The sequence below is a fragment of the Streptomyces callyspongiae genome (assembly GCF_047200695.1).
Taxonomy (GTDB): Bacteria; Actinomycetota; Actinomycetes; order Streptomycetales; family Streptomycetaceae; genus Streptomyces.
Genome location: NZ_JBJZOM010000007.1, coordinates 38,100 through 63,521 on the forward strand (window position 1 = coordinate 38,100; position 25,422 = coordinate 63,521).

At 70.4% G+C, this 25,422-nt stretch carries 22 protein-coding genes and 1 riboswitch; of the genes, 15 read left to right on the forward strand and 7 right to left on the reverse strand.

Features of this window, described 5'->3' with window-relative positions:
* Positions 1–235: 235 nt before the first annotated feature.
* Both ACL06G_RS08420 and ACL06G_RS08425 read left to right on the forward strand, forming a co-directional pair.
* Positions 236–439, forward strand: a complete 204-nt coding sequence (locus tag ACL06G_RS08420) for a cold-shock protein (RefSeq protein ID WP_412787876.1) — start codon at positions 236–238, stop codon at positions 437–439.
* A gap of 289 nt (positions 440–728) precedes the next feature.
* Positions 729–2,279, forward strand: coding sequence for a DEAD/DEAH box helicase (locus tag ACL06G_RS08425; RefSeq protein WP_412835716.1), 1,551 nt, complete (start codon positions 729–731; stop codon positions 2,277–2,279).
* A gap of 158 nt (positions 2,280–2,437) precedes the next feature.
* Here the strand turns inward: ACL06G_RS08425 and ACL06G_RS08430 are convergent, their stop codons facing one another.
* Both ACL06G_RS08430 and ACL06G_RS08435 read right to left on the reverse strand, forming a co-directional pair.
* Positions 2,438–3,151, reverse strand: a complete 714-nt coding sequence (locus ACL06G_RS08430; RefSeq protein WP_412787874.1) for a polyamine aminopropyltransferase — start codon at positions 3,149–3,151, stop codon at positions 2,438–2,440.
* 107 nt (positions 3,152–3,258) lie between these two features.
* Positions 3,259–3,660 carry a MerR family transcriptional regulator gene (locus tag ACL06G_RS08435; protein ID WP_412835664.1) on the reverse strand — a complete coding sequence of 134 codons (402 nt, stop codon included), beginning with the start codon at positions 3,658–3,660 and terminating at the stop codon, positions 3,259–3,261.
* A 364-nt stretch (positions 3,661–4,024) separates the two neighbouring features.
* Between ACL06G_RS08435 and ACL06G_RS08440 the strand changes: the two genes are divergently transcribed.
* The 4 genes from ACL06G_RS08440 to ACL06G_RS08455 all read left to right on the forward strand — a co-directional run bounded on the left by ACL06G_RS08440 (position 4,025) and on the right by ACL06G_RS08455 (position 8,989).
* Entirely contained in the window at positions 4,025–5,527 is a 1,503-nt protein-coding gene (locus ACL06G_RS08440) for a SulP family inorganic anion transporter (RefSeq protein ID WP_412787872.1), read from the forward strand.
* A gap of 158 nt (positions 5,528–5,685) precedes the next feature.
* Complete coding sequence (locus ACL06G_RS08445; protein WP_412787871.1) at positions 5,686–6,939, forward strand: GAF domain-containing protein; 1,254 nt, start codon at positions 5,686–5,688, stop codon at positions 6,937–6,939.
* 122 nt (positions 6,940–7,061) lie between these two features.
* The gene (gene adh / locus ACL06G_RS08450; RefSeq protein ID WP_412787870.1) at positions 7,062–8,579 is read left to right on the forward strand and encodes an aldehyde dehydrogenase; all 1,518 of its coding nucleotides are present in this window, start codon (positions 7,062–7,064) and stop codon (positions 8,577–8,579) included.
* Positions 8,579–8,989, forward strand: coding sequence for a DUF779 domain-containing protein (locus ACL06G_RS08455; protein WP_412787869.1), 411 nt, complete (start codon positions 8,579–8,581; stop codon positions 8,987–8,989). The genes adh and ACL06G_RS08455 overlap by 1 nt, the downstream gene beginning before the upstream one ends.
* Before the next feature lie 180 nt (positions 8,990–9,169).
* Here the strand turns inward: ACL06G_RS08455 and ACL06G_RS08460 are convergent, their stop codons facing one another.
* The 4 genes from ACL06G_RS08460 to gcvT all read right to left on the reverse strand — a co-directional run bounded on the left by ACL06G_RS08460 (position 9,170) and on the right by gcvT (position 13,577).
* A complete protein-coding gene (locus ACL06G_RS08460) occupies positions 9,170–10,552 on the reverse strand; it encodes an L-serine ammonia-lyase (protein ID WP_412787903.1) in 1,383 nt (460 codons plus the stop codon).
* Positions 10,553–10,635: 83 nt separating this feature from the next.
* On the reverse strand, positions 10,636–11,910 hold the full coding sequence (glyA, locus tag ACL06G_RS08465; RefSeq protein WP_412785272.1) for a serine hydroxymethyltransferase: 1,275 nt from the start codon (positions 11,908–11,910) through the stop codon (positions 10,636–10,638).
* Positions 11,911–11,947: 37 nt separating this feature from the next.
* Positions 11,948–12,328 carry a glycine cleavage system protein GcvH gene (gene gcvH, locus ACL06G_RS08470; RefSeq protein WP_412785271.1) on the reverse strand — a complete coding sequence of 127 codons (381 nt, stop codon included), beginning with the start codon at positions 12,326–12,328 and terminating at the stop codon, positions 11,948–11,950.
* 106 nt (positions 12,329–12,434) lie between these two features.
* Positions 12,435–13,577: a glycine cleavage system aminomethyltransferase GcvT gene (gene gcvT / locus ACL06G_RS08475; protein ID WP_412785270.1), complete on the reverse strand. Its 1,143-nt coding sequence runs from the start codon at positions 13,575–13,577 to the stop codon at positions 12,435–12,437.
* 143 nt (positions 13,578–13,720) lie between these two features.
* Positions 13,721–13,830: riboswitch (glycine riboswitch) on the reverse strand.
* Positions 13,831–14,007: 177 nt separating this feature from the next.
* Here gcvT and ACL06G_RS08480 point away from each other — a divergent pair.
* On the forward strand, positions 14,008–14,652 hold the full coding sequence (locus ACL06G_RS08480) for an AAA family ATPase (protein ID WP_412785269.1): 645 nt from the start codon (positions 14,008–14,010) through the stop codon (positions 14,650–14,652).
* A 147-nt stretch (positions 14,653–14,799) separates the two neighbouring features.
* Here the strand turns inward: ACL06G_RS08480 and ACL06G_RS08485 are convergent, their stop codons facing one another.
* Positions 14,800–15,486 (reverse strand): hypothetical protein, encoded by a 687-nt coding sequence (locus ACL06G_RS08485; protein ID WP_412785268.1) that lies wholly within the window; start codon positions 15,484–15,486, stop codon positions 14,800–14,802.
* Between the two features lie 167 nt (positions 15,487–15,653).
* On the opposite strand from ACL06G_RS08485, the gene ACL06G_RS08490 reads away from it, so the two are divergent.
* The 8 genes from ACL06G_RS08490 to ACL06G_RS08525 all read left to right on the forward strand — a co-directional run bounded on the left by ACL06G_RS08490 (position 15,654) and on the right by ACL06G_RS08525 (position 25,395).
* Positions 15,654–16,427, forward strand: a complete 774-nt coding sequence (locus ACL06G_RS08490) for an enhanced serine sensitivity protein SseB (RefSeq protein ID WP_412785267.1) — start codon at positions 15,654–15,656, stop codon at positions 16,425–16,427.
* Between the two features lie 86 nt (positions 16,428–16,513).
* On the forward strand, positions 16,514–17,293 hold the full coding sequence (locus tag ACL06G_RS08495) for an enhanced serine sensitivity protein SseB C-terminal domain-containing protein (protein ID WP_412785266.1): 780 nt from the start codon (positions 16,514–16,516) through the stop codon (positions 17,291–17,293).
* Positions 17,294–17,581: 288 nt separating this feature from the next.
* Positions 17,582–18,580: an ABC transporter permease gene (locus ACL06G_RS08500; RefSeq protein WP_412785265.1), complete on the forward strand. Its 999-nt coding sequence runs from the start codon at positions 17,582–17,584 to the stop codon at positions 18,578–18,580.
* Between the two features lie 64 nt (positions 18,581–18,644).
* Complete coding sequence (locus ACL06G_RS08505; protein WP_503167821.1) at positions 18,645–20,408, forward strand: ABC transporter substrate-binding protein; 1,764 nt, start codon at positions 18,645–18,647, stop codon at positions 20,406–20,408.
* A gap of 115 nt (positions 20,409–20,523) precedes the next feature.
* A complete protein-coding gene (locus ACL06G_RS08510) occupies positions 20,524–21,522 on the forward strand; it encodes an ABC transporter permease (protein ID WP_412785263.1) in 999 nt (332 codons plus the stop codon).
* Complete coding sequence (locus ACL06G_RS08515) at positions 21,519–22,619, forward strand: ABC transporter ATP-binding protein (RefSeq protein WP_412785262.1); 1,101 nt, start codon at positions 21,519–21,521, stop codon at positions 22,617–22,619. The genes ACL06G_RS08510 and ACL06G_RS08515 overlap by 4 nt, the downstream gene beginning before the upstream one ends.
* Before the next feature lie 14 nt (positions 22,620–22,633).
* A complete protein-coding gene (locus ACL06G_RS08520) occupies positions 22,634–23,956 on the forward strand; it encodes an ABC transporter ATP-binding protein (RefSeq protein ID WP_412835665.1) in 1,323 nt (440 codons plus the stop codon).
* A 23-nt stretch (positions 23,957–23,979) separates the two neighbouring features.
* A complete protein-coding gene (locus tag ACL06G_RS08525; RefSeq protein WP_412835666.1) occupies positions 23,980–25,395 on the forward strand; it encodes an MFS transporter in 1,416 nt (471 codons plus the stop codon).
* Positions 25,396–25,422: the final 27 nt, after the last annotated feature.

A 25,422-nucleotide genomic window follows, 5' to 3' on the forward strand; every position in this document is an offset into this window, starting at 1 on the left:
GAGCCCCACCCCTTTGCGACGCCCTTCGTGGCCGGCTCCGTACCGGGACGAAGAGTGCGTGTTACAGTCAAACCAGTTGCAGTTGTGGTTCCCATGAACTTTTGTGTGCGCCTGCTGGTTCCGACACCTCGGGCGCACTTCTGTTTTCACCGGTCTGTCTCCGGCGGGCGATCACCGCTACGACACGCGGCGACTCGCGCCTTGCGGTCCCGCTGTTATCGAAGGAGAGAGACACATGGCTACTGGAACCGTGAAGTGGTTCAACTCGGAAAAGGGCTTCGGCTTCATCGCGCAGGACGGCGGCGGCGCCGACGTCTTCGCACACTACTCCGCGATCAACGCGAACGGTTTCCGTGAGCTGCTCGAGGGGCAGAAGGTCGAGTTCGACGTCACGCAGGGCCCGAAGGGCCCGCAGGCCGAGAACATCACCGTCGCCTGAACCGGGCGCACGTTACTCCGTGCGGTGCGGGCCCGCGCCCAGCGGGTCCGCACCCCGCCCGCCGCTCCGGCGGGCATACCCTGTGGCCCGCTCCAGGTCGCTCGCCGACCGGTAGCGGGCTCCCGGATCTCCTGGCGGAACACGTCGTTCTACCGGAGGTCCTCCTTTCGCGCCGCGAACTTCCCGGCGTCGACTCCACATTTTCTGCGGCTCGTTCGGCGCGATTCCTGATGCGGCCCGGAAGGCTGCCGGAATCCCCTCGTTGCGTGCCGTTCCGAGGGAGGTTCTCCTGAACCGCACCAAGCACCACACGTCCCGACGCTCCGCGCGCGAACGGGCGGGAGGCGCATCCCCTTCCCCCTCCCGCCACCGTGCGCATGGCCGCGACGACGCGGACACCGGCGGGCCCGCATCGTCGGCGGCACCGTCCCCCGCCGAGCCGGAGGTCGCCGATTTCGCCGAGCTCGGTCTTCCCGAAGGTCTGCTCGACGTCCTCCGACAGAACGAACTGACGAGGCCGTTCCCCATCCAGGCAGCAACGATCCCGCACGCCCTGGCAGGCCGAGACGTCCTGGGACGAGGCCGTACCGGCTCCGGAAAGACCCTTGCCTTCGGTCTCGCTCTCCTCGCCCGCACTGTCGGGCTACGGGCCGGTTCCGGGCGGCCGTTGGCTCTGGTCCTCGTGCCGACGCGTGAGTTGGCGCAGCAGGTGACCGAGGTGCTCACCCCGTACGCACACCGGACGGGCCTGCGTCTCGCCACGGTCGTCGGTGGAACCTCCGTCCGCCGGCAGACCGAGCGACTGCGGCGCGGAGCCGACGTGGTCGTGGCGACCCCCGGCAGGCTCCGGGACCTGGTCGAACGGGGGGAATGCGGGCTGGGCGAGGTGCGTGTCACGGTGCTCGACGAGGCAGACCAGATGGCCGACATGGGCTTTCTCCCGCAGGTCACCACCTTGCTCGACCGGGTGCCGAGGGACGGGCAGCGGCTACTGTTCTCCGCCACCCTCGACCGCGATGTCGACGTCCTGGTGCGGCGATTCCTCCGTGACCCCGCCGTCCACTCGGTGGATCCGGCGGCGAGTCCGTCAGGGACGGGACTGGCACACCACGTGCTGCATGTGAGGGAGGACGACAAGAACGCCGTCGCCCTCCACATCGCAGCCCGCGAGGGCAGGGTCCTGATGTTCATGGACACCAAGCGTGCGGTCGACCGCACGGTCAAGCGTCTTCTTGCCGGGGGCGTGCAGGCCGGCGGGCTGCACGGCGGCAAGTCCCAGGGGCAGCGCAACCGAACGCTGGAAGGGTTCCGCGCCGGCCGGATCGGCGCCCTTGTCGCCACCAACGTCGCGGCACGCGGCATTCACGTCGACGACCTGGACCTCGTGGTGAACATCGACCCGCCCAACGACCACAAGGACTACCTGCACCGCGGCGGACGTACAGGACGCGCCGGTCGGACGGGCAGCGTCGTCACTCTGGTGCTGCCCCACCAGCGGCGTGACATGACCCGCCTTCTCCGCACCGCCCGCATCACCGCGCCGGTGGTGCGGGTGGGCCCCGGTGACGTCGAACTGGCGCGTGTCACCGGGGCACGGAGTCCTTCGGGCGTCCCGGTGCAGGCTGCCGCCCCTGCGCCCCCCTCGCCGGAGGGAAGCCACGCGGCACCCCGTGGAAAGCGGTCCGGACGCCGCCGGTCGGGTGCACGCCGCCGGCGCCTGCCCGGGACCGCGCAGACACAGGTGCGCAGGAACGACACGAACGCCGAGGGGCCCCGGGCCCGTTCACCGAGAGCTCTCCGTGACGGGCAGTCCGGCAGGGGGCGCGGCGGGCGCTCTTGACCGTCAAAGCTGCCGCAGCGTTAGAGTGGGCACTGCTCGCCGAGCGCTGCTCGGCCTGCTTCCGAGACATTCCCGGGCAGTCACCGGTTGCTGCCGTGACCGCTCGGGAATGCCCTACGGGCAGTGCCCCGTCGGCGGCTTCGAGAGCCGTGCGTCCCTCAGGTCACGGCGACGTACACGGTGTTGGCCGACCTACCACCCTGCAGCGGATTGTCGAACTCGACCACATGCCCTGCGGCCTCCTCGAACACGTCCGTGAGCACGGCCAGGAACGCGTCGTCGGGCGGATCGTTCGACCACAGCGCGAAGCAGCCCCCGGGACGGAGGATCCCCGCAAGAGTGTTGAGTCCCTCGGACTCGTAGAAGCCGGCATGCGACGGCTGGAGCACATGGCGCGGCGAATGGTCAATGTCCAGGAGGACGGCGTCGAACCGACGTCCCGGTGCTTCCGGATCCAGACCGTGCCCGGCGGCGACAGCGGAGAAGAAGTCCGCGTGCACGAAACGGAGTCGATGGTCGGAGGCCAGCCTGCGCCCCAACGGCACCAGCCCGTCCCGGTGCCAGTCGATGACGGCGCCGAGCGCCTCGACCACGACCAGCGACCGTACCCGGGGATCGTCCAGCGCTGCGGCCGCGGTGTGGCCCAGGCCGAGGCCCCCCACGGCCACGTCCAGTTCTCTCCCGGGCAGCGCCGCCAGACCCCTCTGCGCCAGCGCGACTTCTCCCGCGGTGAAGAGGGAGGACATCAAAAACTCGTCCCCCAGCTTCACTTCGTGGATGTCGCCGCCGGACACCGGATCCCTGCGGCGTCGCAGGCTGATGTCCCCCTTCTCGGTGTGTCGCCAGTCGAGCTCCTCGAAACGGAGGGCCATGTGCTGCCTTTCTGCTGAGGGCGCGCCCGACCCGAAGAGCCGGGACGGACGGCTGACATCGCCGATGCTTCTGCTCGGTCCGAGCTGTGCCGGCGTTCCGGTCCGGTTCAGGCGCCGTCGAGGCGCTTGCGCAACGTGCCGGCGAAGTCCTCCGCTGCCAGCAGCTGCGCACGCAGGGTCTCGCACCGGGCTTCGGCGATCTTCCGGTACGCGTCCAGCCGTTCCCGCAGGCGGCCGTGCTCCCGCTCGTCCCGGTCGCCCGACGCCTCGTCGGAGAACCGGTCGGTGACCTCCAGCAGGTCGCGCATCTCCTCCAGCGAGAACCCGAGCGGCTTCATGCGGCGGATCACCATCAGGCGCTCCACGTCCGCCCCGGTGTAGAGCCGGAAGCCGCCCTTGCTCCGGGCGGAGGGGACGACCAGCTCCACCTCCTCGTAGTGCCGGATGGTGCGCAGCGACAGACCGGTCCGTTCCGCCACCTCGCCGATCTGCATGCGCTGCTCGGCCATCTCTCCGCCTGCTTCCTTCCTGTCGTCGACGTGTTCCGGACGGCCGATGTCGCCCGCACGTCGGTGAGGACAATCACAGGCGAACATGCCGTGATCACCTGCGTTTCCACGGTCCGTCGGTCGTCACCATCCCTCACGTCAGGGTAGTGTTCATTCCGAGCGGCGACGCCGCTCCGTCGCGCTGCGGCGCCGACGGAGCCACCCGCTCCCTCCGACCTCCGGGCAATGATGCCCGACCGGCGCCCCGCGCCGGCCCCCGGCCCGTGCCGCACCCCGGCCGCCGGCGCCCGCGGCCGGCTCCACCCGTGAACGAACCAGCAGATGCGCGCGGCGGTGCCCGCGTGCCCGAACGAGAAACGGACGCATGCCCGCAGCAACATCGGCAGCCTCGCGGCTGCGCCTGACCCGTCCCGACTTCCTCGCCTCGCCGAAGGTGTTCCGCACCGAGGTGCTCGGCGGCCTCGTGGTCGCGCTCGCCCTGATTCCCGAGGCGATCTCGTTCTCGATCATCGCGGGCGTCGACCCCCGCGTGGGCCTCTTCGCCTCCTTCACCATGGCGGTCGTCATCGCCGTCGTCGGCGGGCGCAAGGCCATGATCTCCGCCGCGACGGGCGCGGTGGCGCTCGTGGTGGCGCCGCTCAACCGCGAGCACGGCTTCGGCTACCTGGTCGCCGCGGTCGTCCTGGCCGGCGTCTTCCAGGTGCTGCTCGGCGCCCTCGGCGTCGCCCGCCTCATGCGTTTCGTCCCGCGCAGCGTCATGGTCGGGTTCGTGAACGCCCTGGCCATCCTGATCTTCCTGGCGCAGGTCCCCGAGCTGGTGGACGTGCCCGTCGCCGTCTACCCGCTCTTCGCGGCCGGACTGGCCCTGATGATCGCCCTCCCCAAGCTCACCAAGGCCGTGCCCGCCCCACTGGTCTCCATCGTCGTGCTCACCGTGATCACCGTCGCCGCGGGCATCGCCGTACCCACCGTCGGCGACAAGGGACAACTTCCCTCGGCGCTGCCGGCCCCGGGCATCCCGGATGTGCCGTTCACCACCGAGACACTGGCGATCATCGCGCCGTACGCGCTGGCCTTCGCCCTGGTGGGGCTCATGGAATCGCTGATGACCGCCAAGCTCGTCGACGACATCACCGACACCCGCTCCAACAAGACCCGCGAGTCCGTGGGCCAGGGCGTCGCCAATATCGTGACCGGCTTCTTCGGCGGCATGGGCGGCTGCGCCATGATCGGCCAAACCATGATCAACGTGAAGGTCAGCGGCGCCCGGACGCGGCTGTCCACCTTCCTCGCGGGCGGCTTCCTCATGGTGCTGTGCCTCGCGCTGGGCCCGGTGGTCTCCGACATCCCGATGGCGGCGCTGGTCGCGGTGATGGTCCTGGTCTCCTTCGCCACCTTCGACTGGCACTCCGTCCAGCCGAAGACGCTGCGCAGGATGCCCCCGGCCGAGACCGTCGTCATGGCCGTCACGGTCGTGACCGTCGTCGCCACGCACAACCTGGCGATCGGCGTGATCGTCGGCACCCTCACCGCGATGGTGGCCTTCGCCCGCCGGGTGGCCCACCTGGTGAACGTCTCCAGCGTCACCGACCCCGACGGCAACCAGGTCATCTACGCGGTCACCGGCGAACTGTTCTTCGCCTCCTCCAACGACCTGGTCCACCAGTTCGACTACGCCGGCGATCCCGACGACGTGGTCGTCGACCTCTCCGAGGCCCACATCTGGGACGCGTCCTCCGTCGCGGCGCTGGACGCGGTGGAGACCAAGTACGCCGCGCGGGGCAAGAAGGTCACCATCACCGGCCTCAACGCCCCCAGCGCCCGCATGCACGACCGCCTCGCCGGCGAACTCGTCGGCGGCCACTGACCGGGAGCGCCGACGACGGGCCGGGACCGCACGGGACCGCACCCAGCGGCCCCGGCCCGTCGCTCCCCACCACGCCGACGGCCCGGACCCCTTGACGTCTCGCCGATCCGTAGCACGCTCTGCGACAGGGGCAGAACGCGGACGAGTCGGGGAAGCTCATGGCGGTGCGAGGTGACCTTCGGCAGCGAAGGGCCGCTCTGGAACGGGAGTGGGCCCACCGGATACCGGAGTTGAAACGGGCGCGGCCCGGGCCGCACGACGGTGCGGAGCTGCGGACGGAAGTGATCGACTCCTGGACACGGTCCCTGAGCACCGTGGACCCCGGGCGCAGCAGCGCCCCGGCCACCGACGGCGGCGAACTGCGCCCCCGCTGGGCCGACTCCCCGCTGCGCCGCCCCGTCGGCGACCTCGCCGACGAACTGCGCGGCATCGCGGACGACGCCGGCTTCATCGCCGCCGTCACCGACCGGACCGGCACCATCCTGTGGACCTGCGGCGGCCGGGTGATGCGGCGCCGCGCGGAACAGGTCAACTTCGCCCCCGGCGGCCGCTGGAGCGAGGACGCCATGGGCACCAACGCGCTCTCGCTGGCGCTGTCCACCGGACGTCCGAGCGTCGTCTTCTCCGCCGAGCACCTGGTCGCCGCGCTGCACGGCTGGACCTGCTACTGCGCACCGGTCCACGGTCCGGACGGCCGCATGCTGGGCGTACTGGACCTGTCCACCACCTGGGACCGTTCGCACCCCCTCGCCCTGTCCACCGTCCGCGGACTGGTGTCCGCCATCGAGGCCCGGCTCCGCGCCGAACCCCCGGCGGACCTCGGGAACGGGCCGCCGCATTCTGCCTCGCCCGCCGTACGGCTCACCTGTCTCGGCGAGGGGCACGCCGTGCACGCCGGTGTCGCGCTCCGGCTCCCGCCCCGGCAGCTGGAGATCCTCGCCCTCCTCGCCCTGGAACCGGAGGGCTATGCGCCCGAGCGGCTGCGTGACGCGCTCTACGGCGAACGCGCGGTCACCGCGTCCACGTTCAAGGCGGAGGTCTCCCACCTGCGGCGCGCCCTCGGCGGGTCCGTCGCGCCCCGCAGGTACGCCCTCACCGTGCCGGTGAACTGCGACGCCGTGGAGGTGCTGCGGGCCCTCGCACACGGCGACCTCGACACCGCGCTCACCCTGTACCGCGGCCCGCTCCTGCCGTACTCCGAGGCCCCCGGCATCGCCGCCTGGCGGGAACACCTGACGGTGGCCGTGCGGTCGGCGGTCCTCGCGACCACCCGTCCCGAACCGGCCCTGCGGTACGGCGAACGCGCCCCGCACGACGTCGAGATCCACCGCCATGCCCTCCGGCTGCTGCCACCCGGCGACACCCGGCGGGCACTCGCGACGGGACGGCTCAGCGCCGTCCTGCGGGACTGACGGCGCTCCCGGTGCCGGGGAGCCCCCGGCACACCAACCTTTCGCCAACCCCGCTGCCCCACCGTGCTCCGGGAGACGGTCCCGGCCATCGGGACCCCGACGCATCCCGAGGAGAGCGAACCATGGTGTACGCGCAGCCCGGCACCGAGGGCGCCATCGTCGAATTCGCCGCGCGCTACGACAACTTCATCGGCGGGGAGTGGACCGCGCCTGCCGACGGCAGGTACTTCGAGAACCCGACACCGCTCACCGGCCGGACCTTCACCGAGGTCGCCCGCTCCACGGCTGTCGACGTCGACCGCGCGCTCGACGCCGCGCACGCCGCGGCGCCCCGCTGGAACCGCACCTCCGCCACCGAGCGGGCGATCCTCCTGAACCGGATCGCCGACCGCATCGAGGAGAACCTCGAGAAGCTCGCCGTCGCCGAAACCTGGGAGAACGGCAAGCCCGTCCGGGAAACCCTGGCGGCGGACCTGCCGCTGGCCGTGGACCACTTCCGCTACTTCGCCGGAGCGGTCCGCGGGCAGGAGGGCAGCATCGCGGAGATCGACGCCGACACCGTCGCGTACCACTTCCACGAGCCGCTCGGCGTCGTCGGCCAGATCATCCCCTGGAACTTCCCGATCCTGATGGCGACCTGGAAGCTGGCACCGGCACTGGCCGCCGGGAACTGCGTGGTCATCAAGCCGGCCGAGCAGACGCCCACGAGCCTCCTGCTGCTGATCGAGCTCATCGCCGACCTGCTGCCGCCCGGTGTGGTCAACGTCGTCAACGGGTTCGGCGTCGAGGCGGGCAAACCGCTCGCGTCCAGCAACCGGGTGGCCAAGGTCGCGTTCACCGGCGAGACCACCACCGGGCGCCTGATCATGCAGTACGCCAGCGAGAACATCATCCCCGTCACCCTGGAACTGGGCGGCAAGAGCCCGAACATCTTCCTGCCCGACGTGATGGCCGCCGACGACGACTTCCTCGACAAGGCCGTCGAAGGCTTCGTGATGTTCGCCCTCAACCAGGGCGAGGTCTGCACCTGCCCGTCCCGGGCGCTGATCCACTCCTCGATCCACGACGAGTTCATGGCCCGCTGCGTCGAGCGGACCGAGGCCATCGTGGGCGGCGACCCGCTCGATCCGGCGACCATGATCGGGGCGCAGGCGAGCAACGACCAGCTCGAGAAGATCCTGTCCTACATCGACATCGGCAAGCAGGAGGGGGCCGAGGTCCTGACCGGCGGCGGCTCCCGCAGCGTTCCCGGACTCGAGGGCGGCTACTATGTCGAGCCCACCATCTTCCGCGGCACGAACGACATGCGGATCTTCCAGGAGGAGATCTTCGGGCCCGTGGTGTCGGTGACCACCTTCGACTCGACCGACGAGGCGCTGAAGATCGCGAACGACACGCTCTACGGCCTGGGCGCCGGCGTGTGGACACGCGACGGCAACAGCGCCTACCGGCTCGGCCGGGAGATCAAGGCGGGCCGGGTGTGGACCAACTGCTACCACGCCTACCCGGCGCACGCGGCGTTCGGCGGCTACAAGAACTCCGGCATCGGTCGCGAGAACCACAAGATGATGCTGGACCACTACCAGCAGACCAAGAACCTGCTGGTCAGCTACTCGCCGCAGAAGCTCGGGTTCTTCTGATGGGCGGCGCCGCCCGCACTCCGCGCGTGAGGCTCACCCCGGCGGCGGAGGACCTCGTGCGGTCGCTGACCCGGGCCCACGGACCGGTGATGTTCCACCAGTCCGGCGGATGCTGCGACGGCAGCGCGCCGATGTGCTACCCGCGCGGCGAGTTCCGCGTCGGAGCCGCCGACGTCCTTCTCGGACATGTCGGTGACGACGCGCCGTTCTGGATGAGCAGCGACCAGTTCGCTTACTGGAAGCACACCTTCCTGACGGTCGACGTGGTGCCGGGGCGGGGAAGCGGCTTCTCGCTGGAGGCCCCCGAGGGCGTACGGTTCCTGATCCGCTCCCGGCTGCTGACCGACGAGGAACTGTCCCGCGTCGACGCCGAGCCGCCACTCCCCACGGGTGCCGACGTCACGCCGTGACCCGAGGCCGCCGGTTCCGGTCCGTCCTCGCGAGGACGGACCGGAACCGGCAACCCCGCCGCATCGTCCGAATCGGAGCCCTTCCCGTTCGGCGCTGTCACCGGAACCTTCCGTCGTACGGAGGAGAACCGGCCGTGACAGCGGCGCAACCCGCGAATCATCCGGTGGGGCCCGGTGCCCTCAGCACTCGATGACGTTGACCGCGAGGCCGCCCCGCGCCGTCTCCTTGTACTTGACCTTCATGTCGGCACCGGTGTCCTTCATGGTCTTGATCGCCTTGTCCAGCGACACGTGGTGCCGACCGTCGCCGCGCAGCGACATGCGGGCCGCGGTGACCGCCTTGACGGACGCCATGCCGTTCCGCTCGATGCACGGGATCTGCACCAGTCCGCCGACCGGGTCGCAGGTGAGACCGAGGTTGTGCTCGATACCGATCTCGGCGGCGTTCTCCACCTGTTCGGGGGAGCCGCCGAGGATCTCCGCGAGTCCGCCGGCCGCCATCGAGCAGGCCGAGCCGACCTCGCCCTGGCAGCCCACCTCGGCGCCGGAGATGGAGGCGTTCTCCTTGAAGAGCATGCCGATCGCTCCGGCGGCGAGCAGGAAGCGCACAACCGTTTCCTCATCGGTGCCCGGCACGAAGTTCATCGCATAGTGCAGGACCGCCGGGATGATGCCGGCCGCGCCGTTGGTCGGAGCGGTGACGACCCGTCCGCCTGCCGCGTTCTCCTCGTTGACGGCCATCGCGTAGAGGGTGACCCACTCCATCGCGTGCGCCTCGGCGTTGCGTTCCGCGCGCAGCTGGCGGGCCGAGGTGGCCGCGCGGCGGCGGACCTTGAGGCCACCGGGGAGGAGGCCCTCCTGCGACAGGCCGCGCGCCACGCACGCCTGCATGACGTGCCAGATCTCCAGCAGGCCCTCGCGGATCTCCGCCTCGGTGCGCCAGGCCTTCTCGTTCTCCAGCATCAGGGCGGAGATGGACAGGCCGGTCTCCTCGGTGAGCCGCAGGAGCTCGTCGCCGGTGCGGAACGGGTGCCGCAGCACGGTGTCGTCCAGCTTGATGCGGTCCTCGCCGACCGCGTCCTCGTCGACGACGAAGCCGCCGCCGACCGAGTAGTACGTCTTCTCCAGCAGTGGCGCCCCGGACTCGTCGTACGCGCACAGCGTCATGCCGTTGGCGTGGTACGGCAGCGAGCGCCGCCGGTGGAGGATCAGTTCCTTCGACTCGTCGAAGGCGATCTCGTGGGCGTCCCCTATGTCGGCGGCGAGCAGTCGCAGCCGTCCGTCCTCGCGGATGCGGCGGACCCAGTCGTCCGCGCGGTCGACGTCCACGGTCGCGGGGGAGTGCCCCTCCAGCCCGAGCAGGACGGCCTTGGGCGTGCCGTGCCCGTGCCCGGTGGCACCGAGGGAGCCGAACAGTTCCGCCCGTACCGAGGTCGTCTGCGCGAGCGCGCCCTCGTTCTTGAGGCGGCGGGCGAACATGCGGGCCGCACGCATCGGGCCGACCGTGTGCGAGCTGGAGGGGCCGATGCCGATGGAGAAGAGGTCGAAGACGGAGAGGGCCATGGTGGGCGGAGCTTCCTGTTGCCGTTGAGGGGGCCGGTCCGGGGTCCGCGCCGCGGGGTGCGGCGCGGACCCCGGGCGGGGCGTTACGCGTTCAGGCCGGGGTACAGCGGGTGCTTCGCCGCCAGGGCGGTCACCCGCGCGGCCAGCGCCTGGGACTTCGCCTCGTCGAAGCCCGGCTTGAGTGCCTCGGCGATGATGTCGGCGACCTCGCGGAAGTCCTCGTCGCGGAATCCGCGGGTGGCCAGTGCCGGCGTGCCGATGCGCAGGCCCGAGGTGACCATCGGGGGGCGCGGGTCGTTCGGCACCGCGTTGCGGTTCACCGTGATGCCGACCTCGTGCAGCCGATCCTCGGCCTGCTGGCCGTCGAGCTCGCTGTGGCGCAGGTCGACCAGGACGAGGTGCACGTCCGTGCCGCCGGAGAGCACCGACACGCCCGTGTCGACCGCGTCCTGCTGGAGCAGGCGCTCGGCCAGGATGCGGGCGCCGTCGAGGGTGCGCTGCTGGCGCTCCTTGAACTCCTCGCTCGCCGCGATCTTGAACGAGACGGCCTTGGCGGCGATCACGTGCTCCAGCGGGCCGCCCTGCTGGCCCGGGAAGACCGCCGAGTTGATCTTCTTGGCGTGTTCCTTGCGGGAGAGGATCACTCCGCCGCGCGGGCCGCCGAGCGTCTTGTGGGTCGTGGTGGTGACCACGTCCGCGTACGGCACCGGCGAGGGGTGCAGGCCTGCGGCGACCAGTCCGGCGAAGTGCGCCATGTCGACCAGCAGCAGGGCGCCCACCTCGTCGGCGACCCGGCGGAACGCCGCGAAGTCGAGATGCCGCGGGTAGGCGGACCAGCCCGCCACGATCATGCGGGGGCGGTGCTCCTTGGCGAGGCGCTCCACCTCGTCCATGTCGACCTGGCCGCTCTTCTCGTCGACGTGGTAGGCGACCACGTCGTAGAGCTTGCCGGAGAAGTTGATCTTCATGCCGTGGGTCAGGTGCCCACCGTGGGCCAGGTCCAGCCCCATGATGGTGTCGCCCGGCTGGAGCAGGGCGAACATCGCCGCGGCGTTCGCCGAGGCCCCCGAGTGCGGCTGCACGTTGGCGGCCTCGGCGCCGAAGAGCTCCTTGATCCGGTCGCGGGCGAGCCGCTCGACCACGTCGACGTGCTCGCAGCCGCCGTAGTAGCGGCGGCCCGGGTAGCCCTCGGCGTACTTGTTGGTCAGCACCGAGCCCTGCGCCTCGAGAGCGGCGACCGGCGCGAAGTTCTCCGACGCGATCATCTCGAGGGTGGACTGCTGGCGGTGGAGTTCGGCGTCGACGGCGGCGGCGACGTCCGGGTCCACCTCGTGGAGGGAGCTGTTCAGAAGAGACATGGGGTCCTTCCCTGGGAAAGGGCGCTGGCGGCGGTACTCAGTTTCCGGCGGTGAAGGAGGTGTACTCCTCGGCGGAGAGCAGGCCCTCCGGCTCACCGTCGAGCTTCACCTTGAACAGCCATCCGCCTTCGAAGGGCGCGGAGTTCACGAGCGACGGGTCGTCCACGACGTCCTGGTTGATCTCGGTGATCTCGCCGGTGACGGGTGCGTAGAGGTCGCTGACGGACTTGGTCGACTCCAGCTCGCCGCAGGGCTCGCCCGCGGAGACCGTGTCGCCGACCTCGGGGAGCTGGACGTACACGACGTCGCCGAGGGCCTCGGCGGCGTGCGTGGTGATCCCGACCGTCGAGACGCCGTCCTCGGCGTCCGACAGCCACTCGTGCTCCTTGCTGTAACGCAGCTGCTGGGGGTTGCTCATGGTCCGATTCTCCCGGAAAGACGGTGGTGGGCGGCAGGGGGCATCCCGCCGGGGGTGGTGGCGGAAGGCGGTTGCGCGGTCCCGCTGTGCGGCGGGACCGGGAAACTCACTTCTCGCGCTTGTAGAACGGCAGGGCGACGACGTCGTACGGCTCGTGGGTGCCGCGGATGTCCACCGCGACTCCCTCGGTGCCCGCTTCGGCGTGGGCCGCGTCCACGTACGCGATGGCGATGGGCTTGCCCAGGGTGGGGGAGGGCGCGCCGGAGGTGACCTCTCCGATCACCGTACCGTCCGTGCCGGAGACCACGGGGTACCCGGCGCGCGGCACCCGCCTGCCCCGCGCGACCAGGCCGACCAGTTTGCGCGGCGGCGCGGTCGCGGCCCGCTCGGCGGCGGCCTCGAGCGGCTCGCGTCCCACGAAGCGGCCCTCGTTCGTGGTCTTCTCGAACTTCACGATCCGCCCCATTCCGGCGTCGAACGGCGTGGTGGAGGTCGTCAGCTCGTTGCCGTAGAGGGGCATCCCGGCCTCCAGCCGGAGGGTGTCGCGGCAGCTCAGCCCGCACGGCGTCAGGCCCGCGTCCTTGCCCGCCTGCGTCAGCGCCTCCCACACGGTCACCGCGTCGGCCGTGGCGACGAACAGTTCGAAGCCGTCCTCGCCGGTGTAGCCGGTGCGGGCGATGAGGGCGTCGACGCCGGCGACGGTCCCGGGCAGCCCCGCGTAGTACCGCAGGCCGTCCACGTCGGCGTCGGTGACCTGCCCCAGGATGCCGGCGGACTCCGGGCCCTGCACCGCGATCAGCGCGTACGCGTCCCGGTCGTCGCGGACGGCGGCGTCGAAGCCGGCCTGCCGGTCGGTGAGTGCGTCGAGCACGGTCGCGGCGTTCGCCGCGTTGGCGACGACCATGTACTCCGTCTCGCCGGTCCGGTAGACGATCAGGTCGTCGAGGATGCCGCCGTCGGTGTCGCAGATGTGGGTGTACCGGGCGCGGCCGACCTTCAGCTTCGACAGGTGGCCGACGAGGGCGTAGTCGAGGAGCTCACCGGCGTGCGGGCCGGTGACGGTGATCTCGCCCATGTGGGACAGGTCGAAGAGGCCCGCCCGGTTGCGCACGGCGTTGTGCTCCTCGCGCTCGCTGCCGTACCGCAGCGGCATGTCCCAGCCGGCGAAGTCGGTCATGGTGGCGCCGAGGTCGCGGTGCACGGCGTCGAGCGCCGTCCGGCGGGGCGGGTTGCTGGAGGTCGTGCTCATGTGGGGCTCCCAGGGCTGGTGACACGGATGTCCTCCCCATCTGTCATCGGAACCTGAGAGGTTCGCCACCTGCCCCGGCGGGCGGTGGCTTGCACCTTGGGTGGGGCCGCGGCGCGTGCTGCGGCCCGCTTTTCAGATCTGCCTCGTCCTGCGCGGTATCGGGGCCTGAGAGATTCAAGGGAGGATCTTGCTCCTTCGGCGTCCCGGGTCGTGCGTGCGGTGGCGGACCCGGAAACTCTCCCGCGCGGATTCAAGCGGCCGGTATGGAGTTCGACGGCCATCATGACACGGCTTCCGCCGGAGCGAAGCCCCGCGTGCGACCCGGCGGGCGGGGAACCGCCTTGCTCTTCATTACTTTTTCTTGACATTCTCCGGGGTATGCCGCCTACGAGCGCCGTGGAGGAACGGCACCGACAGGGGGAGGGCCCGGGTGGAGAGCCTGCACAGCGCCTACGTTCCGGCGGCCGGAGCGGCCGTCCCCGCTCCGCGGCGATCGCCCGTGCCCGGTGGGGACCTGCGGGGCACCGTTCGCACCGGCACGCTCCGCTTCCCGGCCGGCGACCGGGTCGTGGTCTCCGGGCTCCCCGGTAGTGGCAAGTCCACGCTGATGCGCAGAGCCGCGACCGGTGCCGGCCCCGTACTGCGGATCGATTCGCAGGACACACGGGAACGCTGGGCGCAGCGGCTGCCCGACCTTCTGCCGTACGCCCTGTACCGGCCGTTCGTACGCGCCGCGCACTATGCCGGACTCCGCCGCTCGCTGGCCTCCGAGGCCTCCCTGCTCGTGCACGACTGCGGGACGCAGGGCTGGGTCCGCCGCTGGCTGGCGGCCGACGCCCGGCGCCGGGGCCGCGGCCTCCACCTGATCGTGATCGACGTTCCCGCCTCGGTGGCGCTCGCCGGGCAGGCGCAGCGCGGGCGCGGAGTCTCGCGGTACGCGTTCCTCCGCCACCGGCGTGCGGTGGCGCGTCTGCTGGCGGAGGCCGAGGCGGGGCGGCTGCCGGACGGCTGCACTTCGGTGACGGTGCTGGACCGCGGTGCGGCGAGTGCGCTGCGCACCGTGACGTTCGGATAGGGCGGGCGGGCCGTCCGGCCCTGCGCCGCCCCGGACGGCCGCCCGCCCGCCGCTGCCCGCACGACAGCCGGCCCGCCACCCGTTTCCGGGCGGCGGGCCGGCTGCGAGGACACTCCGCGGTGCTGCGTCCTGCGGGATGTGCCCGCGTCAGTTGGGGAGCAGCTCCAGCTCCGGGTCACCGGGGGGCAGCTGGCTCTCCGACAGCTGCGGGCCCTGGTCGGTGGCGGGAACCTGCTTCTCGTCCTGCTGCTGGGCGTCCTGGGTCGCCTTCGCGTCGGCCTGGGTCTCCGCGGCGGGCAGACCGCTGTCGGCGGAGGCCCGGTCCATGAGGTTGACGGCGGCCTGGAGGGCTGCCTTCGCCTCCTTGGCGATCCCCTGCCGGTCGCCGGCCTCGGCGGCACGGAGCAGCTCGTCGACCTGGTCCCCGAGCTTCACGGCGGCCTGCCGGGTCGTCGCGGCGACCGGGGCGGCCTCCAGGGTCGCGGCCTCCGGCGAGACCTGGGTGTCACGGGCCTGCTGGTTCTGCACGAACGGCGCGAGCGCCTCGTGCACGACCCGCGCGTGCTCGTCCGCCTGCTCCCCGGAGATCCTGCCCTCCGGGGCGTTCAGGACGGCCTCGACGACGTCGGCGACCGGCTTGAGGGCCTCGGCGGTTTCGCCGAGCGCGCGGGCCTGCTGCTGGAGCTTCTGCGCCTGCGGCACAGCGGCCTCCTGGCCGGCCTGCGGGCTGGGCTTCTCGGCGGCGAAGGCGGTGCCGGCGGTGATGCCGCCGAGGGCGACCGCACCGGCGAAGGTGGTGGCGAGAACGGCGGATACCGTCTTGTTGACACGCATCGGGGTAGTTCCTCCTTGAATATGCGTGAGGGGACGGATCCAGGTTTTGCCGTTCGTGAGCACTTTGCAACCGGACAATCGCAATCCGTGACTGTTCGGGTGAGCATTCCTGGTCACGACCACCCCGCTGCGGTACACCCCGGGCCGTGCCGGACTAGGGTGACCGTATGACCATTCCGCAGCAGTACGGGCCCGGGCACGGCGGGGGATGGCCCGGCAACGAGCTGGAGGAGACCCTTGCCGCCTCCCTCGATGTGCCGGGTGCCGGAGCCCGACTGCTGGAGGTGCTCGGCCGGAGCAGTGTCTGGGTTCCGCTGCCCGAGGGAGGCGGCCCGGCGAGTGCCTCTCTGAACGTCCCCACCGTCGAGCTGGACGGCGCCCCCTACGTGCCCGTCTTCAGCTCGGAGCAGCAGTACCTCCACGTGGTCGGGGCCCACGTGTCGTTCACCGTCGCCCCGACCCGCGAGTTCGCCAGGGGGCTGCCGCCCCGGGTCGGCATCGCGATCAACCCCGAGGGCACGGTCGGTGCGCCGCTGCCGCCCGAAGCCGTCGCCGAGCTGTGCCGCAACACTCCCGGCGAACGGCTGACCGGTGTCAGCGGGGGCGCCCGCATGCGGCTCTTCGAGCCGGACTGGCAGGACGAACCGGTCGACTTCCTCGCCGCCGCGGCCGGCGAGTTCGCCCTGGTCGCGCCGGTGCGCACGGCCCGCCGCGCGCTGGCGAGCGCCGAGGGCGATCCGCCCGCGCTGTTCGTGGGTGTCGAACTCGACCTGCTGGAGCCGCAGTCGCGGCAGGCCGCACACGACGCCCTGGCCCGCGCGCTGACGCAGGCACAGGTCGGGTGGCCCGTGCAGCTGGTGCTGCTCGACGCCGCGGAGGATCCGGTGGTGGACTGGATGCGGCAGTGCGTGCGCCCCTTCTACGTCAGGCAGGGCCCGTAGTACGTCGGGCAGGGCCCGTAAGCTGTCGGTACGGGAACGGGGCGCGCCGGTGCGCCCCGCTGGAACTTCAGAAGGGGGCGGCCCTCGTGAGCGCGGGTGAGAGCGTCGAACAGCTGCTGCGACAGGTGTCGCCCGACCGGTACGACGTCTACGAGGCCCTGCTCCATGCCCTCGCGGAGACGCAGTTGTGGATGTTGCTCTGGCAGGGCAGCCCCGGCGCTCCCGACGCGCAGTACGGCAACATGGACGTGCGCGGCCACGGCTACGCCCCCTGCGTCACCTCTCCCCAGGAGCTGGCCGCCTCTGGATGGGAACGCCAGTACGAGGTCGTTCCCGGGCACCGGGTCGCGGCCTCGCTGTACCGGGAGCGCTGGGGCATCTGGCTGAACCCGCACGCCTCCGGCGGAGTGGGGATCCCCTGGCTGGACCTCCGCCGCGTCGCCACCGGACTCGACCAGTCGCCGGCCGGCCCGTTGCGCATCACCGAACCGACCCTGGAGCTTCCGCAGTTCTACGCGCTTCTCGCGCAGAACGCACACCGCACCGCCAATATCCGGGCGTTGCGCCGTGCCTGGGTGCAGCCCGCCCTCGGCGCCCCCTATCTGGCGATCGGTCACGACCTGTACCAGGAGGGGCCGCAGGCCCACGAGGAGGTGCGCGCCATGGTCGGGCAGGCCGTCGGCGCCGCCCCCGAAGGGCTGCCGGTGTGCAGCGTGGCGATGGCCGACGACTACGACCCCGTCGCGATGTGGTTGCGCGCCAACTCGCGCCCGTTCTTCGACCGGGACGCCCATGCCGGTCCCGCGCCCGCGGCGGGCGCCGGACCGGATGCGGCGCCCGCACACGGGTTCCCCGGGGCGTACTGACGCACGCATGCCGGTCGCTCGTCGCACCCGGGCAGAGCGGGCGGACAGAGCGGGCGAAAAGCCGCACCACGTTCCGCTCACGGAAGCTTCACGTCCGTATAGCGACACGGTGCGCCCCACATCACAGTTGCGCATCCATTCCCGGTGAACCCTGGCGGGTGATCGCCGCGCCCATGAAGACTCCCCAGCCATGAGGTCGGACGACCTCTGCACCAACAGCTGTACGACGAGCCGCTACAGCGGCAGGCGCTGGCCGGTCACCACCGGTCGAGAGGGGTCCCCAGCACGATGACGGCACCACTGCGCGACACGGTCACGGCAGAAGCCGAGGAGCCCGAGACCGCTGTCGACACGTCGAAGAAGGACGTGGAAGGCCGCTCGCTGGGCAGAATCGCCTGGAACCGGCTGAAGCGGGACAGGCTGGCCCTCGTCGGCGGTTTCGTGGTGCTCTTCCTGGTGATGGTGGCGATCTTCGCGCCGTTCATCGCGAAGCTGGTCGGCCAGGACCCGTACGGATACAACCAGGACCTGATCGACCCCCTCTTCGGCACTCCCAAGGGCGCCCTCGGCGGCATGAGCTCCGAGCACCTGCTCGGTGTCGAACCGGTCAGCGGCCGCGACATCTTCGTCCGCATCGTCTACGGCGCCCGCGTGTCGCTGCTGGTGGGCTTCCTGTCCGCCATGGTCGCCGTGGTCGTCGGCACCGTGATGGGTATCCTCGCCGGATACTTCGGCGGCTGGGTCGACGCCCTGATCAGCCGCGCGATGGACATGCTGCTCGCGTTCCCGCAGCTGCTGTTCATCATCTCCCTCATCGCCGTCATGCCGAACAGCATGCTCGGGCTGAGCGGCACGGGCGTGCGGCTGGCGCTGATGGTCCTCGTCATCGGCTTCTTCGGCTGGCCCTACGTCGGCCGCATCGTGCGCGGCCAGACGCTGTCGCTGCGCGAGCGCGAGTACGTCGAGGCGGCGCGCAGCCTGGGAGCCGGACGGCCGTACATCCTGTTCAAGGAGCTGCTCCCCAACCTCATCGCGCCGATCACCGTCTACACCACGCTGATCATCCCGACCAACATCCTCACCGAGGCCGCCCTGAGCTTCCTGGGTGCCGGCGTCAAGCCGCCCACGGCCTCCTGGGGACAGATGCTGTCGGACGCCATCAAGTACTACGAGCAGGACCCGATGTTCATGGTGGTGCCGGGCGTGGCCATCTTCATCACCGTCCTCGCCTTCAACCTCTTCGGCGACGGAGTGCGCGACGCGCTCGACCCGAAGGGCTCACGCTGAACCCCCACCTGTCACACCCGGCTCTGCACTCGTTGGGCCGCGATCACCACGGAGGATGCGCATCGTGACATTCCTACGCACATCGAGCCGGCGACGGGCCGCCGCATCGGCCGTTGTCGTGGCGGCTCTGCTGTCCACCGCCGCCTGCGGCGGTGCCAACACCAGTGACGGGAGCGGCGGCGGGGACGCCGCGGGCTTCAACGCCGGCGTCGGCAAGGTCGCCCAGGCCTCCGACACCAAGGGTGGAACCCTGAAGTTCATCGGTACCCAGGACGCCGACTCCTGGGACCCCACGGTGGGCTACTACGGCTTCGCCTGGAACTTCATGCGCTTCTACACGCGTCAGCTGATCAGCTACGCGCCGGAGCCCGGCGAGAAGGGCCTGGAGCTCAAGCCGGACCTGGCCGAGGACGTCGCCGAGGTCAGTGACGACGGCAAGACGTACACGTACCACCTCAAGGACGACATCAAGTGGCAGGACGGCAAGCCCGTCACCGCCATGGACGTCAAGTACGGCATCGAGCGCCAGTGGGCGATGGACGTGCTGCCGGGTGGTCCGAAGTACGTCAAGGACACCCTGGACCCGAAGGCCAAGTACAAGGGTCCCTACAAGGAGGACGGCGGTTTCGACGGGATCGAGACCCCGGACGAGAAGACGATCGTCTTCCACCTGCCGAAGGCCAACAGTGACTTCGAGCAGATGCTGGCCATGCCCTCGGCCTCGGCCGTCCGCGAGGACAAGGACACCAAGTCCAAGTACGGCCTGAACCCGTTCTCCAGCGGCCCGTACGTGTTCAAGAACTACGAGCCGAACAAGAACATCGAGCTCGAGCGCAACAAGTACTGGGAGCAGTCCACGGACGACATCCGTGCCGCCCTCCCGGACAAGATCTCGGTCGACCTGATCACCAACGACGACGAGATGGACAAGCGTCTCATCAACGGTGACTACGACCTGCACCTGAGCAACACCGGTCTGGGCGCCGCCGGTCGTGCCACGGCCATGAAGGAGCACAAGGCCAACGTGGACAACCCGATCATGGGTTACATCCGCTACGCCGTCTTCTCCACCGACGTGAAGCCGCTGGACAACATCCACTGCCGCAAGGCGCTCATCTACGGCGCCGACCACAAGTCGCTGCAGACGGCGCGCGGCGGCCCAATGGCCGGCGGTGACATCGCCACCAACATGCTGCCCCCGGTCGTCCCGGGCTCCGACGAGAACTACGACCCGTACGGTCTGCGCAAGAAGGACGGCGCGCCGAACGCCGAGATGGCCAAGGCCGAGCTGAAGAAGTGCGGCAAGCCGAACGGCTTCTCCACCAAGATCGCGGTGCGCAACAACGTCGCGGTCGAGGTCGACACCGCCGAGTCGCTGCAGCAGTCGCTGTCCAAGGTCGGCATCAAGGCCGAGATCGAGCAGTTCGACGGCTCGCAGACCTCCGCCGTCGTCGGCAACCCGGCCAAGGTGAAGAAGGAGGGCTACGGCATCTCCATCCTCGGCTGGGGCCCGGACTTCCCGACCGTCCAGGGTTACGGCAAGCCGCTGTGGCACAGCAGCTTCATCTTCGACAACGGCAACTACAACTTCGCCACGATCGACGACCCGAAGATCGACCAGGCCTTCGCGGACTTCATCGACACCCAGGACGAGGCGAAGAAGACCGAGATCGCGGAGTCGATCAACCACAAGGTCATGGAGGGCGCGTACTACCTGCCCTTCACCTTCGAGAAGATCCTGGTGTGGCGCTCCGACCGGACCACGAACGTCTACTCGACCTACGCCTACAGCGGTCAGTACGACTTCGTCTCGATTGGCGTCAAGTAACCGACCGGCACACCCGCCGCTAGGCACGAAGGGCAGGTGAGGGCCGTAACGGCGGCCCGGTGACGGCCCCGGAGAATCTCCGGGGCCCCACCGGGCCGCCAACGGGCCGAGAGCAGTGCTCACTTATCTCATCAGGCGGTTGTTCGCCGCCGCAGTGATGCTGGTCGTCATCATTCTGGCGGTCTTCTGCATCTTCTTTCTGATCCCCAAGTGGGCGGGCGTCGACCCGGCCACCATGTACGTCGGCAAGGTGTCCAGCCCGTCGGCGATCGAGGGCATTCGCCAGAAGCTCGGGCTCGACGAACCGATCGTCGTGCAGCTCTTCGAGTTCTTCAAAGGCGTGCTCGTCGGACGCGAGTACGTCGGCGGCGGGTCCGTGACGCAGTGCACAGCGCCCTGCTTCGGCTACTCCTTCACCACCGAGCAGGAGATCTGGCCCGTCCTGGCCGACCGCCTGCCCGTCACCTTCGGACTCGCCATCGGTGCCGCCGTGCTGTGGCTGATCATCGGGCTGTCCGCCGGTGTCCTCTCCGCGCTGAAGCGGGGAACCATCTGGGACCGGGGCGCGATGATCTTCGCGCTCAGCGGCGTGTCCCTCCCGATCTACTTCACCGGCCTGATCTCGCTGGCGATCTTCGCCGGCAGCCTCGGCTGGGTGAACCGCGGGTTCACCCCGATCGAGGAGAGCTTCACCGCGTGGTTCAGCAGCATGATCCTGCCGTGGGTGACGCTCGCCTTCCTCTTCGGCGCCATGTACGCCCGGCTCACCCGGGCCACCATGCTCGAGGTGATGGGCGAGGACTACATCCGCACCGCCCGTGCCAAGGGCGTGCGGGAACCGATCGTCATCCGCAAGCACGCCATGCGTTCCACCATGACGCCGATCATCACACTCCTCGGCGTCGACCTGGGAATGCTCATGGGCAACGCGATCCTGACCGAGACCACCTTCAGCCTCCCCGGGCTCGGCCAGGCCGTGTTGCGCGCCATCGGTCAGCGCGACCTGCCGCTGATCCTGGGAGTCACCCTGATCACCGCCATCGCCGTGGTCGTCGCGAACCTCATGGTGGACCTGCTGTACGGAGTGATCGACCCGCGAGTGAGGCTGGCATGACCGACCTGAACAAGACCGCCACCGCGGTCGGCGAACCGGCGGAAGGCGCCCCGAAGCCGCCGAAGTCCTTCCTCGAGGTCCGCGACCTGTACGTCCACTTCCCGACGGAGGACGGGCTCGTCAAGTCCGTCGACGGCCTCTCCTTCTCCCTGGAGAAGGGGAAGACGCTCGGCATCGTCGGCGAGTCCGGCTCCGGCAAGTCCGTCACCTCGCTCGGCATCATGGGACTGCACACGGTCGGGCAGTACGGTCGCCAGAAGGCCCGGATATCGGGGGAGATCTGGCTGGACGGCACCGAGCTGCTCTCCGCCCCGGCGGACAAGGTCCGCCGGCTCCGCGGCCGCGAGATGTCCATGATCTTCCAGGACCCGCTCTCCGCGCTGCACCCGTACTTCACCATCGGGCACCAGATCGTCGAGGCGTACCGCATCCACCACGACGTGGACAAGAAGGTCGCCCGGCGGCGCGCGGTGGAGATGCTGGACCGCGTCGGCATCCCGCAGCCCGACCAGCGGGTGGACAGCTACCCCCACGAGTTCTCCGGGGGCATGCGCCAGCGCGCGATGATCGCCATGTCGCTGGTGAACAACCCCGAGCTGCTGATCGCCGACGAACCCACCACCGCACTGGACGTCACCGTCCAGGCGCAGATCCTGGACCTCATCCGGGACCTGCAGAAGGAGTTCGGCTCGGCGGTCGTCGTCATCACCCACGACCTCGGTGTCGTCGCCGAACTCGCCGACGACATCCTGGTGATGTACGGCGGCAGGTGCGTCGAGCGCGGCACCGCCGACAAGGTCTTCTACGAGCCGCAGCACCCCTACACCTGGGGCCTGCTGGGCTCGATGCCCCGGATCGACCGGGACGAGACCGACCGGCTCCGGCCGGTGAAGGGCTCGCCGCCCAGCCTGATCAACATCCCCGACGGCTGTGCCTTCCACCCGCGCTGCCCGTACGCGGACGTTCCCAAGGACAACCTCACCCGCACCCAGCGCCCCGAGCTGCGCGAGACCGAGGCCGGCCACTGGTCCGCCTGCCACATGGCACGGGAGGACCGGGAACGCATCTGGAACGAAGAGATTGCGCCGAACCTGTGAGTGAGGACGAGCAGATGACGACTTCCGAGCAGGCGGAGGCGAAGGAGCCCGCGGCGGAGGGCACCGTCCTCACCAAGGCGGACCCCGCCCCCGGCGAGACGCTGCTGCGGGTCTCCGGCCTCAAGAAGCACTTCCCGATCACCAAGGGGATCCTCAAGAGGCAGGTCGGCGCCGTCAAGGCGGTCGACGGCATCGACTTCGACGTGCGCTCCGGGGAGACCCTTGGCGTCGTGGGCGAATCCGGCTGCGGCAAGTCGACCATGGGCCGGCTGATCACCCGGCTGCTCGAACCCTCCGGCGGAACGGTCGAGTTCGAAGGCCAGGACATCACGCACCTGGGCAGCGCCAAGATGCGTCCGCTGCGCCGCGACGTGCAGATGATCTTCCAGGACCCGTACTCCTCGCTGAACCCGCGCCACACGGTGGGCGCCATCGTCAGCGCGCCGTTCCGGCTCCAGGGCGTCACCCCGAAGGGCGGGCTCAAGGCGGAGGTGCAGCGGCTCCTGAGCGTCGTCGGCCTCAACCCGGAGCACTACAACCGGTACCCGCACGAGTTCTCCGGGGGCCAGCGGCAGCGCATCGGCATCGCCCGCGCCCTGGCGCTCAACCCGAAGCTGGTCGTCGCGGACGAACCGGTCTCCGCCCTGGACGTGTCCATCCAGGCGCAGGTGGTGAACCTGCTGGACGACCTGCAGGACGAACTGGGCCTGACGTACGTCATCATCGCCCACGACCTGTCGGTGATCCGTCACGTCTCGGACCGCATCGCCGTGATGTACCTCGGGAAGATCGTCGAGCTGACGGACCGCAAGTCGCTCTACAGCGCACCGATGCACCCGTACACCCGTGCTCTGCTGTCCGCCGTGCCGGTTCCGGACCCGCGGGGGCGCAACCGGCGGGGTGCCGAGCGGATCCTGCTGGAGGGCGACGTCCCCTCGCCGATCAAGCCGCCGACCGGCTGCCGGTTCCACACGCGCTGCTGGAAGGCGACGCAGGTCTGCAAGGTCGAGGAACCCGCTCTGGTGGCTCTCAAGTCCGGACATCAGGTGGCCTGCCACCACCCGGACAACTTCGAGGACCAGCGGCCCGAGGACACCGTCCTGCTGACCGCTGCGGAGAAGGCCGCGGACCAGGCCCTCTCCGAGGCGGCCGACCGGACGGCCGCGAGCACGGCCAGCCAGGAGGCCGTGGAGCAGGCGCAGGCACAGGCGCAGCAGGACTCCGGAGAGGCCGAAGAGGCCGCAGACGTCGAGGAGTCCGAGAAGAACGGGAAGACGGACGGGACCACCGGGCCGGACGAGGCCGCGGAAACCCGACCGGCGGACAGAGACGACTGAACGGACGGCCGAGGGGGGTGGGCATGTACGGCTTACGGCACCGAGCGCCGAACGGAACGGGGCTGCCGTTCCACGTACTCGTCGTGGGGAACGCGGTCTCCTCCTACGGCACCTATCTGAACCTGGTCGCCCTCAACCTGTACGTCCTGCAGACGACCGGCACGGCGTTGTCCGTCGGGCTCTTCCTCCTGCTGCGGATCGCCTCCTCCTTCCTCTCCGGCTTCGTCTCGGGGCGCCTGGTGACGCGGTTCGACCGCATACGCCTGATGATCGCCGGCGACCTGTGCCAGGCCCTCGCGCTCCTCGGCTTCCTCGCGGCGCCGCATCCGGCCCGCTCCGTCCTGCTGTACGTCCTCGCCGTGGTGATGGGCGGCTGCTCCACCATGACGGGCGTCGCCCGCCGCAGCAGCGTGCCCGACCTCGTCGGCCAGGACCTGCGCGTACGGGCCAACGGCCTCCTGGTGACCGGCCGTTCCCTGGCGATGGTGCTCGGGTTCGCCTCCGCGGGCCTGGTCGTCGCCGAAGCCGGGTACACGGCCGCCTTCCTGGTGGACGCCGCCACCTTCCTGGTGTCCGCCGCCGCCCTGATCGTTCTGGCCGCGTCCGGCACCACCGCACCCCCCGGCACCCGGAGAGCCCCGCGAGGGCGCGCCGCGGCCGGTGCTCCGGACCGGCCCGACGAGGCGCCCGAGAAGCCGGACCACCCCGGCGAACCGTCCCGGCCGATCCCGATCGCGGTGTGGCGGTACGCGCCCGTGGTGCTCTGCCTGATCACCGTGCGGGCCGTGGACAACATGGGATCGGCCTCCCACCAGGTCGGCCTGCCGGTGTACGCGGAGCAGATCGCCCCCGGCGACCCGGCCGCCTTCGTCGGCCGGTTCTACGCGGTGTGGGCCGTGGGGGCCCTACTGGCCCACCAACTCGTCTCCCGGGTACCGGCGGTGGCCCGCTGGGCTGGTGACGGCCCGTCCGGAAGCAGGCCCGGCGGGGAACGCGCCTTCGCGATCGGGACCTGCCTGATGTCCGCCTTCTTCATTCTCGCGTTCGCCGATCTCCCGCTCCTCGCGCTCCTACCCGTCGCGGCTGCCGCCGGACTGGCCGACGGCTTCACCGAGATCGTCTACCACTCCCGTCTCCAGGCCCTTCCGGAGTGGGAACGCGGCCGGGCGCTCGGCTTCGCCGCCATGGCGGAGACCGCGGCGCTCGGCACCGGGACCGTGCTGTGCGCCTCGCTGCTGGACCGGTTCGCGCCGTTCACGGTGGTCGCCGCCGCACACGGGACCGCGATCGCGCTCGCGCTCCTCCTCCTGCTGCTGCTCACCACGGTGCCCTCCCTCACGTCCGGTGCGGACGCCCCGGACGCCCCGGACGCCCCGGACGCCCCGGAGGACACGGCGCGGCCGCAACGTGCCGCAGGCGGCAGGACCCCCGCCACCTGAACCGCCCACCGCCCTCACGCCACCACT